15 protein-coding genes are annotated in these 17,538 nt (G+C 62.4%); 1 reads left to right on the top strand and 14 read right to left on the bottom strand.

The window, feature by feature from the left end; translation table 11 throughout:
- Positions 1-97: 97 nt before the first annotated feature.
- Genes KIO76_RS03300 through KIO76_RS03265 form a run of 8 tightly spaced genes read right to left on the bottom strand, consistent with a single transcriptional unit; the run spans position 98 to position 13,255 of the window.
- Positions 98-424: a hypothetical protein gene (locus KIO76_RS03300; RefSeq protein WP_213321452.1), complete on the bottom strand. Its 327-nt coding sequence runs from the start codon at positions 422-424 to the stop codon at positions 98-100.
- Complete coding sequence (locus KIO76_RS03295; protein WP_213321451.1) at positions 421-717, bottom strand: hypothetical protein; 297 nt, start codon at positions 715-717, stop codon at positions 421-423. The genes KIO76_RS03300 and KIO76_RS03295 overlap by 4 nt, the downstream gene beginning before the upstream one ends.
- 39 nt (positions 718-756) lie before the next feature.
- Positions 757-1,713, bottom strand: a complete 957-nt coding sequence (locus tag KIO76_RS03290; protein ID WP_213321450.1) for a hypothetical protein — start codon at positions 1,711-1,713, stop codon at positions 757-759.
- Positions 1,710-4,472, bottom strand: coding sequence for a hypothetical protein (locus tag KIO76_RS03285; protein WP_213321449.1), 2,763 nt, complete (start codon positions 4,470-4,472; stop codon positions 1,710-1,712). The genes KIO76_RS03290 and KIO76_RS03285 overlap by 4 nt, the downstream gene beginning before the upstream one ends.
- A 13-nt stretch (positions 4,473-4,485) precedes the next feature.
- Positions 4,486-5,352 carry a hypothetical protein gene (locus KIO76_RS03280; protein WP_213321448.1) on the bottom strand — a complete coding sequence of 289 codons (867 nt, stop codon included), beginning with the start codon at positions 5,350-5,352 and terminating at the stop codon, positions 4,486-4,488.
- Positions 5,353-5,358: 6 nt separating this feature from the next.
- Complete coding sequence (locus KIO76_RS03275) at positions 5,359-6,783, bottom strand: phage tail protein (RefSeq protein WP_213321447.1); 1,425 nt, start codon at positions 6,781-6,783, stop codon at positions 5,359-5,361.
- A 5-nt stretch (positions 6,784-6,788) separates the two neighbouring features.
- Positions 6,789-8,324: a hypothetical protein gene (locus KIO76_RS03270; RefSeq protein ID WP_213321446.1), complete on the bottom strand. Its 1,536-nt coding sequence runs from the start codon at positions 8,322-8,324 to the stop codon at positions 6,789-6,791.
- An 11-nt stretch (positions 8,325-8,335) separates the two neighbouring features.
- Positions 8,336-13,255: a tape measure protein gene (locus KIO76_RS03265; RefSeq protein WP_213321445.1), complete on the bottom strand. Its 4,920-nt coding sequence runs from the start codon at positions 13,253-13,255 to the stop codon at positions 8,336-8,338.
- A 95-nt stretch (positions 13,256-13,350) separates the two neighbouring features.
- Between KIO76_RS03265 and KIO76_RS03260 the strand changes: the two genes are divergently transcribed.
- Positions 13,351-13,752: a hypothetical protein gene (locus KIO76_RS03260; RefSeq protein WP_213321444.1), complete on the top strand. Its 402-nt coding sequence runs from the start codon at positions 13,351-13,353 to the stop codon at positions 13,750-13,752.
- A gap of 34 nt (positions 13,753-13,786) precedes the next feature.
- Here KIO76_RS03260 and KIO76_RS03255 read toward each other — a convergent pair whose 3' ends face one another.
- The 6 genes from KIO76_RS03255 to KIO76_RS03230 all read right to left on the bottom strand — a co-directional run bounded on the left by KIO76_RS03255 (position 13,787) and on the right by KIO76_RS03230 (position 17,533).
- A complete protein-coding gene (locus KIO76_RS03255; protein ID WP_213321443.1) occupies positions 13,787-14,023 on the bottom strand; it encodes a phage tail assembly chaperone in 237 nt (78 codons plus the stop codon).
- Positions 14,024-14,043: 20 nt separating this feature from the next.
- On the bottom strand, positions 14,044-14,529 hold the full coding sequence (locus KIO76_RS03250; RefSeq protein ID WP_213321442.1) for a phage-derived protein YdaY family protein: 486 nt from the start codon (positions 14,527-14,529) through the stop codon (positions 14,044-14,046).
- 106 nt (positions 14,530-14,635) lie between these two features.
- On the bottom strand, positions 14,636-16,111 hold the full coding sequence (locus tag KIO76_RS03245) for a phage tail tube protein (RefSeq protein ID WP_213321441.1): 1,476 nt from the start codon (positions 16,109-16,111) through the stop codon (positions 14,636-14,638).
- A gap of 84 nt (positions 16,112-16,195) precedes the next feature.
- On the bottom strand, positions 16,196-16,606 hold the full coding sequence (locus tag KIO76_RS03240) for a phage tail terminator-like protein (RefSeq protein WP_213321440.1): 411 nt from the start codon (positions 16,604-16,606) through the stop codon (positions 16,196-16,198).
- 7 nt (positions 16,607-16,613) lie between these two features.
- Positions 16,614-17,213 carry a hypothetical protein gene (locus KIO76_RS03235; RefSeq protein ID WP_213321439.1) on the bottom strand — a complete coding sequence of 200 codons (600 nt, stop codon included), beginning with the start codon at positions 17,211-17,213 and terminating at the stop codon, positions 16,614-16,616.
- Entirely contained in the window at positions 17,213-17,533 is a 321-nt protein-coding gene (locus KIO76_RS03230) for a hypothetical protein (RefSeq protein ID WP_213321438.1), read from the bottom strand. Before KIO76_RS03230 ends, KIO76_RS03235 begins: the two co-directional genes overlap by 1 nt.
- Between the last annotated feature and the right edge of the window lie 5 nt (positions 17,534-17,538).

Genomic DNA, 17,538 nt, shown 5'->3' with positions numbered 1-17,538 from the left:
TCCCCCGGCGAGAGGTGCCGCCTCCGGCTGCCCCTTTCCCCGGCGCAAGCCAGCAGCCGGGGGCGGGTTGATCCATCCCCGTCGGTTCCGCTTCACATCAGTCTAGGACGGGCGCGAAGATTGTCTCCGCCTCAAGCAGTGCATACGGCAGATCGAGCAGATACGTGATCATGCCCGGCACATAGGCCTGATAGTCCGCGTCATCCACGATGCGCTTGGGCGCCACGAACTTGCCGACGAGTTCGACGACGGCGCCCGCCTCGAATTCGATCGCATCGGGATTCAGGTTGATGCCGACGCCTGGTGATGCCGTGTCGATGGCGCGCGGCGCGATGTAGACGGGCGGAATGCTGGTCGGGTTGCTCAGCGCTTCAAGGGTAACCTTCTGCGCGGCGGTGATGATGAACTTGTTCTCAACGCTCATGCTGCAACGACCTTTATTTTGGTGATGAAATTCTGGACGACGGCGTTCAGGTTGGCTTCCTTGCCGACGCAGGAGGCGCCAGCCATCACGAAACCCACGCGCCGGGTGCTGAAGATCGAGGGCGAACGACCGCAGATGCGAAATTGCCCGGTAGGCCGTCCAACGGCTGAGACGGTCGCTTCAGCCATCTGTACGCCGTCGCGCCAGATCCGTTCGGTACTGGCGTCGATGCGGGAGATCCCTGTCAGGCCGGCAGATGCGGCGAAGCCGTATTCAACGTAAACCGTGGGCATGGCGCCCTCCTGAATTGAAAAAGCCGCCTCAGAGGGCGGCTAGCCTGTGACGATCAGGCCCTTACGGGCGGCCTGTGAACCCGACGTCCCACCGGGCATGCGGCTGGTCCACGATCCCGATGGAGTGGTTGCCGTGCGCAATACGTTGACGCCCAACGCAATCCATAGCCCCAGAAGAGGTGAGTATTTCACGCACCACATATCGGCCGTACCGCCGAACGGGCCGCTGTCCGTCCAGGACCCGGACGTCTGCGGCGTGGTCGTATACCCCCTACGGCCCCCAAACGTGACGTACACAGCCATAGATCCGGTCATTTCAATGGATGTTATCTCGCGGGATCCAGACTGGTAGTTCGACCAGGCGCTTGAGGCGGCATTGGCATCGATTGAATACCAGAGATTTCCAGATGAACCTCCGGCGAGCCACCTCGCCCCAGCTGGGTCATATTTAACGCACTGGATGCCGATTGATGGTCCGCCAGCATAGCGGCTCGTCAAGGTGCCGCCACGACTGGTCGCAGCGCGCAAGTACCCAAAAGACCCGACTACAACGTACTTCCCGTTGCCGAATTTTACGTCGTTCAACTGCGTGGAGACGCCTGATGACCACGATGTCCACGATCCACGCGGATTGCTCGTATAGGCGAGATTCCCACCAAAACCGCAGATGACGAAGTTGCTTCCGTCATAACAAATGGCCCGCGGCTGGAACGATAGCGAATATGTATCCCAGCCAACCAACGGATTATCAGAAACGTAGATCTCGTTCAGAGACGCGTTCGAAGGTGGACACGCGACCCATAGCCCCGCTCCATCAGTGGCGTTATCGCCGATGCCATTGGCCGGGAGGGTGGGGGTGATTGCGGCGTATGTCGTGCCGTCTGTCGAGTAATAGCAGCCCTGATCCGCGCCTGTATCCCCATCGGTCCAATAAACAGAAGGGATCGCAAGATTCGCGGCGCTGCGGAACACATAGGGATTGATGATCAGGCTCATGACTGGTTTCCGATCAGCTCGACGATGAGGCCAACCGCCGATCCGTCGCCGATCTGGTCGATATCGATCGTCACCTCGTCATCAGCGATAAAGGCGGCTGACGAGATCACAGCGGGCGTCGCCGCCGTTGCTGATGTCTTCTCGGTGTTATCGATTGTCAGCTTCGTCGAGAGCACTGACGTGCCGTTCTTGTTGATGTCGACAGTGAAGATGCTCCCCGAGGCCTGCGCTGTGAGAAGCGAGGCTTTGACGGCCGTGAGGGTGAAGTCATAGGGCAGCCGGAAGTAGGCCTTGCCCGTGCCGGCTGCGAGCGCCGTGGAGAGGTCGCTGCAGGCGAGGATGAAGGCTTCTGGCTTGGCCGCTATCGCGGAAGCCTGAAGGGCGGAAACCGGCTTGTCGACGTCGGACGTGTTGTCGACATTGCCGAGACCGACATCGTTCTTGTCGAGACCGGTGGGGTCCGAGATCGCCGGGGAGGTCAGGGTCTTGTTGGATAGGGTCTGGACGTCGGATGTGCCAACGACATCGCCTGTCGGCAGGGCCTTGCCGCCATCCTGAATAACTTTGCCGGATGTGCCGTTGAAAGTGGCGATGCGGCCATTGACCGAGCTGCCGGTGCAGACGACGGCCCCGTCGATATTGACTTGGCTGACGAGCCAATTCGCGCCGACGCTGGCGTGCGTGCCCGCGCCGGAGCTGTCGACAAAGCATTCAAGTCGGTCGCCGATCTCCACATTGGGGCCCGATGCGCCGCCGATCTTACCCGCCGCGGTGACGCGATAGATGTGGCCCGCATCGGCGGCGGGATAGTTCGGGTTGGTCGAGCAGTTGATGCCGCCCTTGACCACCTCAACGTCTTGAGCAGCGATGTACTGCGCGACGAAGGCCCTTGTCGCCTTTTGCGTAGGAAGGCGAGTATCGCTGTCAGCCGCCATGCTGGCGTCGGTGTCGATGACACTGGCCGCGAAATGCGTCGTCGTGATGCCGCTGACGGTGTTGTTGGCGAAGTTGATGTTTTTGTTCGTCAGCGTCGCCGCGGCGGACCATTTTGTGCTGTCGGAGGTGTTGTCGACATTGCCAAGGCCGACATCACCCTTGGCCAGCGTGAGCGCCGCTTTCAGCGTCGCATAATCCGCAAGGCCTCCGAGCGTCCGGCCGAAAGACGTCAGGTTGTATTCGGCGACGACGCCCGCGCCGGTGGCATAGAAGCCCTTGTTGGCCGCGGTCGCCAGCGCCCCGAGGGAATCGAGCGTCGGGGAATGCGCCTGGACGTCCGTTCCGATCTCAAGATTAAGCGCCGCTTTCCAGTCCGCCTCGTTGGCCCCACCGAGGAGCGTGGCGGAATAGGAGCTGAAAGCGCCGCCGTCCTCGAGGACATCACCGGTGCTGTCGGCGAAGACAGCAAGATTGCCAGCGGACACCGCGCCCGACGTCGTCACATCGCCTGAGCCGGCGCCAGCCGCGCCAGCGTCACCAGTCGGCGCGAAGCTGAAGGCGAGCTTTGCCGCATTCGTCGGCGTGCCGTTACCGGCGACATACGCGACCGGCACCTTACGGTAGCCCGTCCCATCGACAACTGAGCCGGTCACGCGATAGTCCGCGAAGGTTGTCGGCGTATCGACAGCCACTAGGCGAAGGCGGCCCTTATTGCCTGTGGTCGTGGAATCGTCGAGCGCGTCGAGCCAGGCGGTGACCGTCGCACCGCCGGCATCGAGGTTGTCGAAATAGATGAAGGTGGCGCTGGCAGGCGTTGCGTGGTTGAGACGCACATTGCCGTTGCCGGGGTCTGCGTCCGTGGTCGTGGTGGAGAAGTTCCAGGACGCCGCGATGACGGGGCCGGCCGGACCCTGCACGCCGGCCGGAATGCCGAAATTGAGCACCGCCGCGGAGGATGAGCCGCCATTCACCACTGTTGCCGGAGTGCCGGGCGTTAATGTCGTGACGGTTCCAACCTCGACAGTGGCAGCGGCGCCGTCATCACCATCGGCGCCAGACGGGCCGGCCGGGATCTCAAAATCCAGCACGGCAGCGAGCGAGTTTCCGACATTGGTGACCGTCGCTAGCTGGCCAGCGGGAACGGTGGTGACGTCGCCGACTTCGACCGTGGCGGAAGCGCCGTCGTCACCATCCTCACCATTGGTGCCCTTCAGGCTCGTACCCGCCCCCCACGACGAGCCAACCTTCGGGCCGTAGAAGACCAGCGCGCCCGTATCGATATAGAAGTCATCGGGAGCCCCAAGGCCGGACGATGGCGCGCCGGTGCCGGCCCAAATGCGGTTGCCGTTCGCGCCGTCCGCACCATCTTCGCCATCTGCGCCGGGATCGCCCGGCTCGCCTTTACCGGCGGGGCCAGAGAGATAAATCGTCCAGTCCGCGGCTGATCCGGAGCCGATGGCGGTCGTGACGTCGACGGTGAGCGACGTTCCCGAGTAAGCCGTGATCTGCCCCGACATCTGCCGCGTCGTCGGGTTCCCCGCTGAGACGATCTGCACGTAGCGCCCGACGTTGAACGACTTGCCGGCCTGTGTGACGAAGGACTTCGATCCGGTGCCGATCGCGGTCGAGGTCGTCGAGGTGCCGGCAAGATTGGCTGCGGCATTGATGGCGAGCTGAGCTTCGGCCGCGATCGCGTTGGCGACGACGCCCATGTCATTCCCCGTTTGGGGAAAGACGGTTTGATGGTTGAAGCCGTTGAAATTCGCCGGAATGAGCGCGATGAGCCGCGCCACCGCAGCGAGTGCGGTCGGGTCAAAAGCCATGATGGCCTCCGGTCTAGATGAGTTCTTTGAGTTCGAAGGAGGTCCCGCCGCGCTGGTAGGTATTCTGCGAGAGGGCGCCAATGGAGCGCAGCCGGCCCAGGAAGGCGCGGCGCTGAATGAAGGCGTCGGCCGGATCAGGGATTACGAAGACCTCACGGTCATCGCCGGCCAAGCGCATCATGCGATAGCCGGAGGAGTAGAGTTCTGCCTCGGGGAGATGATCCAGGTTGAACGAAAAAACCCGGACAGCAGGACCGCGACGGCCCGAATACTCGACACCCGAGGCAGACGTCTCACGGATTGTATTGGTCTCGAAAGTCAGGCCGTTATTGCCGTACTGGTAGTTGATCGATGGCTCCCACCAGTCGGCCATGAACAGCCGCCCGGCCTCGAAATAGCCCGCCGCATTGCCGGTGTCGTCAATCTCGACTTGCCAATATTGCGCGGTGACCTGGTCGTCGAAGACATGGATAATCCAGGGCCTGACTTCCGGGTCGTCGTTCTCGGTGCCGGCGCCGCCGAGCCACCAGTTGAAGGTCTCCCATGGCAGGGTCAGCGACGAGACCGAGCGGCCTATCCATCCCGTGTCGAAGATCAAGGATGAATAACCGGAGTTGGAATAGCCACGGATGCGATACTGCATGCCGCCGGAGCCGTTATGCGGCCCGAGCAGAAATACCCGTTGCGCGATGGGGGTGGAGAAGGCGATGCGAAAGCGCGTGCTCGTGAGGGTGAGATTGGTGGAGCGGGCGCGCTTGAACAGCTGGTTGTTCTGAAGATTGGCGAGCGGCAGACCTGTCACCCACGAGCCATACCCGGCCGCGAAGGCGCCGCCGTCCGACAGGGCGTTGTAGAGCAGCATGATTCTGTTGTCGGCCATGGCGCCTCAACCGCAGAGATAGATGCAGGCGACGAGCTTGACCTCGTCGGGGTGCGAGAACGTCACAGCCTCGCGGATGCGGGCCACGGTGTAGTTGGTGACGAGCTGGACGGACTGGCCACCGAGATCGAGATCCGGCTGCCGCATGCCGATGCCCGGCAGGTCCGACGTGCAGATGAGATCGCCCTGATTGAGATCGCCGCCCCGGCCGCAGACCAGAACCTGCCCCTCGCCGAGGCCGTTGATCACGACGCCGTCCCATTTCCTCGCCCAACGACGACGCTTGAGCATGCCGCCCTGCAGGCGCTCCTGCGGCGTGGATGACATCAGGCCGTAGTTGTAATCCGGCGGGCGTTCGCAAACGCTGTGCACGGAATGGGCTTGCAACTCATAGCGCCGGGTCAAGACGCCGATCGCCGCCGGGTCCATCGCCTTGCTCGACAGAGCGACCGACGTGACCGTGTCGTCGACGCCGCGCCGGTCAATCACATCGACGTCGACCAGAATCGAGCCAGGCGGGAACTCCGGCGCGCTCTTGTCGATGAAACCGGGATGCGAGCCGGTGAACGGCCCGACGCTGCCGCTCTCGCAAAACACCGCATAGCTGCCGGATGCGGGCGGCAGGCCAAGCAGGGCCGAGCCGCCCGCGGGGCCGGTGATCGGGATGCTGTTGAAGCGCGCGCCGTGCGACTGCGGCCCCGTGCCGAGGTTGGTGCCATAGACCGCCGCCTCGCCATTCGCCCCGGTCTGGTTGATCTTCACTGAAGAGACGTTGGGAGCGACGGTCGAGTTGAAGATGATGCCGGGCTCGACAAGCGTCCCATCGGTCGCCTGGATGCGAATGCGGGCGCCGTGGATACTGCCGCCGTTAATGACGGGCGTGTTGATGGTGATGGTGGCGGAGATGATGCCAGCCAACAGTTTCGCGACCGACATGTTGACGATCTTGGCGTCAGTGACGGACAGATTGCCCATCTGCGCGGTGCCAACAGCCAGCGCTTGAATATTCGCCGTCGCGACCGCAAGAAGCGCGAGCTTCTGGTTGATGACAGCCTGATCTTGCAGCTGTGGCGTGCCGACAGAGTTCGGTGGCGGCACTTGGTTGCTGGTCGTCGCCACCACGCCGTCAGTGGGCGAAAACGGATACCACTCACCAACGAGCGGCGGGCTGTTGTTGTCGATCGCCCGGAACCAATAATACCAGGTCTCGGACACGCCGAGGTTGCCGTGAACGAAGGCGCCAGGGGTCGCACCGATCTTCGTGGCGGTGGCGCGATTGTTGGTCTTGGAAGCGTAGAACTCCACTTCCTTCAGGGTCATGTACGGCAGGCAGTCGCCCTCGCCGCCGCCACTGGTCGTGACGAGCAAGGTGATCTGCCCCGCCCCGCCGGCTTTGGTGACCTGCGTGATGACGATTGCGCTGTCTGCCATGGGGGTCAGCCGAACAGATCGAGGGTGACGATGTTCTCGGTGCGGTTCTCATCGCGCCCGATCACCCGCATGGGCCGCCCAGCCGCATAGCCGAAGCGCGGCACCTGCACGGTGACGGTGTCATTGAGCTTGATGCTCGCCGCCCGCTCCGCCCAGAGCACGACCTTTACCCGGTCGCGCCTGACCTTGTAGAGCGAGAGCAGTCGCGTTGCTTCCGCCAGGGCGTCGCTGGGCTGGGTCAAGCACGTTTCGATCGTCATCTCACCGGCATTCTTGTATTTCGTCTTGATCGCGGCATCTTCGGCCTTCCGCTCCCGCCATTCCGTGGCGAGATAGGCTTTGTAATCCTCATTCTGCTCCGTGCATCGGGAGACTTCCGAGCCTGACAGCGGTGTGTAGTTACGCTTGTAGCGCACCACGACGCGCCAGACCGGAACGCCGCGACCGGGATCGTTGGTGACCTCAAAGGACATGTTGTCCGGGCGGATGATGTCATCCATCGTCAAGGTCGTGACGGGCGCCCCCGGCATCTCAAAGCGGCCGACCTCCAGCACACCATTGGCATTCGGCGCGATCCAGGCGCCGACCGAGTTCAAGACCTGCTGAACGGCATCGAGAATGTGCTGATCGCTGTCGATCCAGATCCCGCATTCGGCAGAATTGAGATTGTTGAGCGCGTTCAGGCTGACATCGGAATAGTCCGCCGTGGTAAGCCCCGCCCGCTGCAGCATCCTTCTGACGAGGAAAGCGACATTGCGCTCATACCAAAGCGCACCTTCCTGCACGTCGGCAGTGAGCTGAAAAGCTGAACGCGTGATGCGGAACAGCCCGAGGTTGAGACAGGTCGCGTAGCGTCCCGGCAGGACGGTCGCGGCGATCAGGGCCGCGAGCGATCCATAGTTCCCGACGCCGGTCAGCTGCGAGCCCCCATCATAGACCTGGATGCCATAGACCGCATTATCCGCCACCTGAAACACGCCATCCCATGGATTGGCTGCGAACGGCCTGATGCCATAGACCGCCCCGAAGGCGAGCGGCTTCGGCTGATCGCGCAGGTCTTCCGTGCCCTCGGCGGTGTTGCCGGCGCCAAGCGTGGTGCCGGCATAGCGGTTGACCTGCAAGGGCCGGTCGAGCGTCAGCCGGTTATCGAAGATCCGCACGCGCAGCGTCTGCCAGGCGTCGGTCGTGTCGATCGTCTCGATCGTGCCCTTGAACACCGTCACGGCGGAGGAGAAGGGCGAGGCCACGCCGGCCAGTTGCTTGATCTCGATGCGGCGGCCATCGAAGCCATAGTCAAACCAGGCATCGAGCCCACCATCGGCATTGGCCAAGATGAGATCGCCGAAGCCGATGGAGGCGCTGCCGCCGGTCTGTCCCGCATTATAGAGGTTGGCGGAGAAGGAGCCGGGGTCGACGATGCGCGGCTCATAAATAGTGTTGGCCGGGCTGTCAGACGGGCTGGTGATGTAGGCTTCTGTCGCGAAGCGAAACGTCAGCAGCGCCGCCCCGTTATGGGCGTCGATCTCGACGAGATAGATCATGGAGGGTGAGCCTATCCGTTGGTGCCGGTTCGGCGCGCGATCTGCGCCGTTGAAGCCTTGCGGGTGTCTTCCTTCACGGCGCTGGTGTTCTCGACGACGGCCTGGGCAACCGCCTTGTGGCCTTGCACCGAAACGCCGATCAGCTGCTCGACGAGCGCCCTGAGCGCCCGGATCTCCTCCTTGGCGCTGTCGTCATTGGCCGGTGCGCGGCCGGTACGGTTGATGTAATCGAGCACGGGATAGGTCGCCGGGTTGACGGAAGGGGCACGGGTCACATGCTCCCCGCCTGCCAGGGCAATGTTGCCGCCGCCGGCATAGCGGGCGATGACGCTGTCCATGTCCCAGATGCCGTTGCCGACAAGGCCGCCTCGGGCATAGGCCCCGACGATGCCGCCGAGCCGCATGGCACCGGCTGCCTTCGCATCGGCGAAAGCCTGGTCGAGCTGCGACGTCGACAGATCCGACTTCACCCAGAAATCAAGGCCGGCTTGGTCGGGCTGGCGACCGAAGTATTTCTGATAGAGAGAGGTGACATAGGCCGTGCGCTGGTCCGGCGTGCCCGTGCCGTTGCCGATCTGGGCGGCCTGCGCCGCGGCCAAGGCGGCAACCGCCGCATTCAGCTTCTCGATGCCGGCCGCCACCGTCAGCACGCTGTCGTTGACCGTAAGCAGCCCACTGACCTGTGCATCGAGCGCGGAGAGCTGCGCGCGGGCGATGTCGAGTTCCGATTGCGACTTGCTGCCGACCGCCTCAAGGGTCGACTGCACCTCCTCGAAGATCCGGGCATAGACCTCATTGAAGCCGTAATAGGCCTTCGATTCCTCGAGATACCGGCGCGCCGCGTCGGCGAGCTGGTCCATCGCGGTCTGATCGCCGGCCATCGCCTTCGCCGCCAGCTCCTGGAAGGTGGCCTGGGCTTCCTGCTGCTGCTGGCGATCGTTGTAGGGCGACAGGCTGTCGTCGAAGCGCAGGTCGGCGCGCAGCTTGCGGATCGATGAGGTGAAGGCCTCCAGCCGCGAGATCGTCGCGTTGATGGTGGACGCCTGCTGCTCATAGGCCCGCTGGAGATCCGACCGCGCATCGTCGACGGCGCGCTGGGCTTCGTCGACCTTCTGCTGTGCCGCCCGCGCCGCTTGTTCGGCCGCCTGCTGCTCGGCCGCTTTCGCCTTGGCCGCGAAGTCATTGACGATCTTCACACGCTCAGCGGCAAGGGCAAGCTCCAGATCGGTTATCGCCTGTCCGCCGGCCTTCATCTCCGCTTCACGCTCGCGCTGCGCATTGCGGTCAAAGGCCTTCAGGGCGCCTTCCAGCGTGCTGTTGTCGTTGGCCGCGTTGAAGATGCGATCGTAATAGCTTTGCTGGCGCTGCGCGATGGCGGCGAGGTCGTTGCCCATGTCGGCGAGCGCCTGCGAAAACTCCTTCACGACGCCGGCCAATTCTGGGAACTGCTGCACGAGGGCGTTGAAGGCATCGCCCGCGAGTTCGGCGCCGTTGACGATCTGCTGGGCTTCGGCCGCGAAGACCCGTGCGGCAAGAGCGCCATCGAGCCCAAGCGCCGCCGCGTCCGCCAAGTCATTGCGGTATTGCGCGATCTGATCGGCCATCTCGTTGAGATAGCCCATATCGCTCGCCTCATTCAGGCGCCGCTCAAGCCCCTCGGTGAAGGCAGAGCGAAGGCGATCCATGGCCGCGCCGACACGCTGGTTGATGGCGTTGGCGGCATCCTCGGCGGACATACCGAGATCCTGAAGCACCTTCGACAGGCCGGCGGCCGTGCCGTTGATCGACTGGATGGACTGCTGCACTTCCGTGAGCGTCTTGGCCTGGTCGAGCATCGACAGGGCGTAATCGATCGAGGCATCACGCGCGTTCTGGATCTGCCAGGCGCCTTCACCGAACGCGGTCGCCGTGTCGGCAACGAAGGACTTGGCGCTATCCCCGAACTGTTTAACGGCGTCGGATGCCTGCTTGAACGGCCCCTGAGCACCGAGCCCGGCGCGCAGCTCGTCGATGGTGCCGGTGAAGTCGGCGCGGAACTCGTCCTTCATCCGATTGACGAAGGTGTTGTAGTCGTTCTGGAGGGCGATCAGCTCATCCACGTGACCAGCATTGACGAGCACCGGGCCAAGCTCATTCAGCTTGTCGATGCCGGCCTGGATCTGCTGTTGGATGTTGCCGAGTTCGTCACCGCGGAAAAGCTGTCCAAGTTGAGCAACCTGCGGTTTGGCGGCCTGATAGTTCTCCTCGGCCTGGCGCTGAAGCTCTTCCTTGCGCTGCTTCTGAGACTGTGAGCCACCGAGAAAGCCGAGGCCGCCACCCAGAAGCGCGCCGCCGATCGCGAGAATGGGCCCGATCATGGGGATCGCCGACAATGCGGGAATGGCAGCCAATGAGAGGGCGCCAATGCCCCCGGAAAGTGCGCCCGTTGCCGCGCCCATCATCGGAGATCCCGCCGACATCCCTCCGCCATAAGCGGCGCCCAGGCTCGCCAATGCCGTAATGCCACCCATAAGGGCTTTACCATCGATCCCGAACATGCCGGTCGATTGCATGTCAGGCCCGTAACCGCCCTGTGCCATTGTCTTAAGGGGCTTCGTGAACCCATCTTCGACGCCCTTGGAGATCGTCTCTCTGAACAACTTGACGTCGTTTCCGGCAAGCAGCCCGAGAAGCCCACCTTGCTGTCCCTTCTCTGTCGCAGACAGCCCCAGCACCCCGCCTAGTGGCCCCTCTCCAGTCAAGAGGGCTTGGAGACCGGAGTTAAAGAACACATCCCCCAAGTTTTTGAACGCGTCTGATAGAGACCCGGCGCCATCCTTCATGTCCGTGATAAAATCCGCGAACAGATCGCCAGTATAACGTTGGGATTCTTGCAAATCGCGCATTGCTTCACGCGCGTCATCCAAGCGACGCGTAGCGCCAGCCAGATCATCGCCGAGTGAGCTCCACTCGCGCCGCATTTCGGCGGTAACTTCGATGCCACTCTTCTTCGCTGCTCGCTCAAGGTCATGGGCCAGCTTCAGCTTGATCACCGCGTCGGTGGTCTGCCCCACATAGCGGCGCTCAAGTTCCAACTCTTCGATGCGATCACGTGTGCGCTGGACTAAGTTCTCATAAGCACTCGCCGCTTCCTTTGCGCCGCCCGCTGCCTTTTTGGTCGCTGCGCCTAGGTTGTTCGCGGCGCCAGCGGCTGCGTTCATGTTTTTCGTCAGACCGGGCAAGGCGCCAGACGTTGAGGCCACATTGGCGGCCATGCCCTTCAGGATGGATTCGCCCTTCAGCTCCTGCTGGCGCTGGGAGATCGTGTTGGCGAGTTCAGTCGCTCCGGCCGCGCCCTTTTCATAGGCCTCCCGCGCCGCGGTCCCGATATTCGAGAAGGACGCAGCTGCGTCCACCTCAAACTTACCAAAGCTCACCTTGCCGATCTGTCCGATCTGGACACCGATCGCCGCAAGCGAGCCCGTGAGGGCGTTGATGCGGTCGATGACGCCGTTGATCATGTCTTCCATGATGGACAGGAAGGCGTTCTTGATCCGCGCGCCGAGCGCCTGCATGGCGCCGTGCATCGTATCGAAAGCCGCAACGATCGCCTGCACGGTCCCCACCGCCACCGGCAGAATGGCGGCGAAGGCGTCGACCAGCCATTCCCGCACCGAAGCGCCGGCATCGGCTGATGCTTGCTGCATATCGGCGAACTGCTGAGCAATGCCCGACAGGTTCAGGTTTTCGTCGATTACCTGACCCCAGGACGCGAGATCCCGAAACGCGTTGATCACCACTTGCACACCATCCACGAGCGGGATGAGTTCCTTCGTGACGGCCGCGAAGGCGCCGCCGATCGTTTCCGCAACATCCATGTTGTTGCCGAGCAGATCGCTGATTGCGCTGTTCAGATCCTTGATCGACTGGGAAAAGTCGCCTTCGCCGATGCGACGCTGGAAGGCCTGGACCATGTCCTCCAGATTGGAGAACGAGCCCTCAAGGGTCTTCATCTGCTCGGCCATGGCGCCAGCGAACTGAGCGTTGCCGATGCCTTGCAGATACTTGGCGATGTCGTCGGCGCTTTTCTTCACCGTCGTGGTGACACCCTGGAAGGTGAAAGCGACCTGCTCGCCATCCTTGCTGGCGCGAATGCCGAATTCTTTCAGACGCTCGAATTCGCCAGTGACGGCATCAGCCACTGCCTCGATCATCTGCATGACCGGCTTGCCCATGGCAGACGCGGTGTTGCCGTACGAGGTCAGCGCCTCCGCTCCGGCATCGAGGCCAAGGGACTTTAAGCGGATGAAGGCTTCCGTAACCTGCTGGACGCTGAACGGCGTCTGGACAGCGAATTCGTTGATCGAGGCGAAAGCGGCCTTGGCATTGTCAGCGGAACCGGTGACCGTGCGCAGCGAGGCTTGTAGCGTCTCGAATTCCCTTGTGACCTCGATGACCTTGCCAGGAGAGATGACCGCAAAGGCAGCAGCTGTTGCGGTGGCAACGGCAGCGAACGCCGCTCCAGCGACACCGAGCCGGGCCGCGAGGCCAGCAAGTGAGGTGCCGAGCCCGCCGACAGCGCCCGAATAGTTGTCGTTTGCCACATTGAGGACGGTGTAGCGCTGCCGGAGGAGATCCATCACCCGCGCATGCTCGCGGGCCTCAATCACGCCTTGCTGCATGGCACGATCGAGCTTCGCCTGGCCTGCCGCTAGTTGCGACTGGGCGCGGAACTGCTTGTCCACCGAGGCCAAGAGCTTCTTGTACGCGTCATCAGCGCTGAGAACAGACTTCGTGCTCTTGTCAGTCGACACCGCCACGGCTTCAGCGGAGCGGCCAACCTTCCCTTGGCTCGCGTCGAGCCGTTGAGCGTCGCCAATCGCCTTCTCGGCACCTTCTGAAGTGTAGCGTGTCTCGACGAGCCGGACGACTTTCGCGCTAGCCAAATCCATGCGTCACCTCAAAAGAAAAAGCCGCTCAGAGGCGACTTGTCGCATTCTGATACCGTTGTAATATCGCGCCGTTCGCAGTCACCATCGGGGGGAACATGCGCATTTTGTCAGTTGTGGCGGTAACTGTCGCTCTCGCGGCATGCAACACATCAAACCAGGCCGCTCAAACAAATCCACGGGTGCCGATGCACCCCATCACTTTGAATAAAGCGCAAATAGATGCCATTCAGAGTGCGGTAAAGCGGGATTTGAAAGACCCCTACAGCGCGCATTTTGGTGAAATAAAGGCCACAAGAGGCGCGGATGGGACTGTGGTTGCGTGCGGTTTTCTAAACGCCAAGAACAGCTTCGGCGCGTACACGGGCATGAAGCCGTTCGCTGCTGGGTTGATCGAGGCGAGCGGAAAATACCTCGGCTCTGCCAGGCTGGTCGGCGGTGACGACTTCGCCGTGAGATACACCACCAACTACTGCCACAACGAGGGAATTATACTCTGACCTTCGGCCTAGGAAGGGCCACGTCGCGCCCCTCCTAGGCCTTCTTCGTTGGTTTCGAATTGAGTTCCAAGAATTTCGCGTCCATGGCACGCAGCGCACGCCTGAGGAAATCGAACTCTTCCAGCGTGTCGAAGCCGTAGCGTTCGGCATACCGATCGATGGAGGTGAAGGGGATGCATCCGATACCGAAGAAGATCTGGCGATCAGATCCCAACTCATTGAAGGCCTCGGCGATCTCAGCCTCGATCAGACTGAGATCGGGAGGAAGCAAATGCTCCGGAACTGGCTGGCCTATTCGCTCGTAATTGGCAACGAGGATGTCGTGATTTCGGCTCCAGCCGTGCTGCCATTCGACGTAGGCGGTGAGTTTCCCAGTATCTCCCCATCAGCCAGCGCCTCGCCACTGGCCAGCGTATTCGCGGCCCACAACACGGCATCCTTGAGAGGGCGATAATCCGGATTGGTCAGTAGCTCTCGAGCTTTTTCCTTGCTGTAAGGGACCGTCGTCTTGTCTTCGGTGAGGTTCTCCCAATCGAGCAATAGCACCTCGATGCACTGCTCCGTCAGGAGCCGCTCCTGGAGCGCCGGAGGGAACGTCCCGTCGCGATTCATCGTACCCTTCGGAAGAGCCCGAACGCGCCTGCTCATGAAGTTTTTGGCCTCGATACAGCCCAGGCCTCGCACCTTCAGCGCAAGGTCATCCATACCGGGGATGTCCTTGACCCATTCGCCAGCTTCGATGAGTACGCTGTTCACCTTCGCGGATTTCAGATCCATTGAAAAAGTCTCCTCGTCACAGAAAGGATGGCGGAAGGCGCTGTGACCCGCCTCCCGCCTATCGCGAGGGATCCGTCCAGGACCTCACGACGTGGGTGGAGCCGGGTTATGCCGGCAGATAGTGGAAGCGCTGGACGGCCATGGTGTAGCCAAGCGTCGGGTGACGGATGGCCTGGAAGTTGGCTGACAGCATCACGTCGGCATTCTTGCCGCTGACGCCCGGAGCGCCGGAGGAATACTTCGTGTAAGGCAGGTCGATCAGGATCGAGGAACGCGTCCCGTCCTCACGGCCGAACAGAATGCTGAAGTTCGACGGCGTATTGCCGAGAACAGCCTCGTAAATCGACTTGTCGCCGAAATAGAGCTCCTGCGTGCCGGTCACCGAGCATTCCCCGTTGCCGATGCCAACCGCGCCGATTGACCCGATAGCGTTCTGAGCCCGAAGGTTGTTGTTAATCTCGATCGTTGCCGACATGACGAAATTCGGGCCGGTGACCTCGACGCCACCAATCCCTATGCGCCCAACGTTGGATGAGGTGTTGAGCACATCACCCGCCGTCGATGGAACGTCCGTTGCGCCGGATGCGCGAGATGAAACGATCTCGGCTTCGCGTCCGATGTAGCCCTTGGTGTACGTGGCGATCTGCTGCGCCGGGGCGTTGATGCTGAGGGTGTTCACCTCCAGGCCGCGGAAATACTCGTAGCTGACCGGGGAGTGATCGAGGTATTGGCGCTCAAAGGTGGACGAGCGCTTGGTCGTCCCGTTCTTCAGGAAGTCGCCCGTGAAGATCTGGATCGTCTTGCCCGTGCCCGTGTCGGCATTCCAGCCGGCCGGCACCTGATCGAAGGAGAGCTTGCCCGCTGCGATGGCCGAGACGCGAGCCCAGCCGTTATTCGCGCCGGTCGCGAACTGGGTGCCTGCCGCGGTGCCACCGATCTTCACCCATTCCCCGACGTTGAGCCCAAGCGTGGTGAAATCGAGGGCCGTCGCGGTCAGGCCGTTGCCGCCTGCTGTCACGGCCGCCACGTCAGCCGATGCAGCCTCAAACCCCACGACGCGAGCCGCTGCCCCGACCGGGATGGGGTCAGCTTCGATCGCGAAGGTGGCAGCCGGGAACACGATGGTCGTCGCAGTGGACGAGGTGACCCGGGCCAGCTTGTTGTTGGCTGGCGTGGGAAGGCCGCTCATTGCGACGAGATGGCCAGCCTTGAAGGCCGCGCCACCCGAGGCGACGGTGACGGTGGTCGCTGTGACATCCGAGATCTCGGTGTCAACGGTCGCCACGACGATCGCCGGCTTACTGGCCCACGTGCCCTGAAGCGCTTCCTCGAAATCATCGTCCGCTGCTCCGAACGCGAGTTCACCGCCCACATCGCCAGCGATCTGAAGGCCAACGAGGATGAGATCAGCCACCTGGCGATCGGAACGGATGATGTTCGAAGTGACAGTCTGAGGCGCGGCGTTGAGGCCGCTCGACGTTTGCAGGATCTCCTTGAACGCCGGGTTCGGAGGAGTGACGCCCGCGGTGATTTCACGGACCTTGGCGAGCTTAACGCGGTTAGTTGACTGCAGATCGGCCATGCGGGCCTCCTTTATGGTCGTGCGGGAGCCGCATGCGACCCGAGAAAAGCGAGCGATCAGCCCGCCGGTGAATTGTCGAAGGGGTCAGCCGAGCGTATCGGCGAAGTAAGGAACGGCGAAAGTCACCGTGAAGTAGTTGCCGGCATAGTTGCGACCATCGAGCGTCGGAGGAGAGGGCGCCCAAGTGGTGACGCCGTCGAACTGCTTCGCCTGAAACATCAGCGCCAGTTCATCGGCCCAAGCGAGTGCTGTATCCCGCCCTTGACCGCGCTCGATGCGCAGAACAAAGCGGATTGCGCCTTCCTCGCGAAAGACGTTGCCGCCCGGCGCGCCGATGGTGATCTGTTCCCGGTTCGCGACGGGGTACTGGACTTCCAGATAAGACGAGCCGTCTTCCGGGCCGATGGCCTCGTCGTTGATGTCGAACACGGGGCAACGCGTCCAAAGGGCGGTAAGCCGCGCCTCCACAGCGTTGGCTACTGATCTGCTCGGCATCGGAAACCTACTTCAAGGTGATGACGATGGCCGGCTGGCGCGTGTTGGCGTCCTTCGTCGAGCCGACGACCGTTCGAAATGTGAAGCGGATACGGGCGACATTCCCAAAGCGGCGGTTGGCGAGAGCAGCAACGGCTTCATACACTCCGTCCGGAGCCTGGTCGGACAGACCCCGTTCGATCTTACGCGCGTAGGGCAGATCGTTGACGAAAGCGTACTCGCCTGCCTCCGGGAGGGCGGCGCCGGGCTCAACTTCCGTCCCGTCCGCGTAAAAGATGTGAGACTGCCTGTAGCGCCCGGTGAGGACAGGCGAATGAAGGACAAGCTGCTCGCCAATCCAGGCAAAGAGGCCCTGGAGGAGATCGAATTCGAAGATGATCGAGCCGGTTGGCTTGACGCTCTCAAGAGCCGTGCTCTTTCGCCCATCGACGAAGGTTTCATGGGATGGCACACGGCCAAGCACAGACCGGTTTTGAGACTGAGCCTCGGCAAGCGCCTGTCGGGCGATTTCCGCGCGCATCTTGGCAGCGACTTCCGGCGCAAGGCCAGCCTTCACAAAGCCCACAATGTCGCGGTTGACGAACTGCGTGCGCACCCTGACCGCCATCAGCCCGGCACGCCTTCGCAGTCGAGTTCGATGCGCACCACCTGACCCTGTACCCGCTTCACGCGCGGCAGCTGGACGGTGCGGACCTTGCCATCGACGAGGATCTGATCGAGGCGCTTCGGGATAGCCGGAAGGCCGGTTGGCGAGATGATCACTACCGAGCGGGCGACCGCCACGCCGTTGCCGTTCTCACTACTGTCAACGTCCCGGACATGACCCTTGATCGGGGTGTCCACGTGAGGCGTCGGGGCCTTATGGATCTGCCGGAACACTATGTCGGTGCCGTCTTCCGCCAAGATCGCGTCGAGATCGGCGATCATGTCAG

The organism is Chelatococcus sp. YT9 (genome assembly GCF_018398315.1).
In the GTDB taxonomy this organism is placed as follows: domain Bacteria; phylum Pseudomonadota; class Alphaproteobacteria; order Rhizobiales; family Beijerinckiaceae; genus Chelatococcus.
This window is presented reverse-complemented; position numbering and strand designations above follow the sequence as displayed.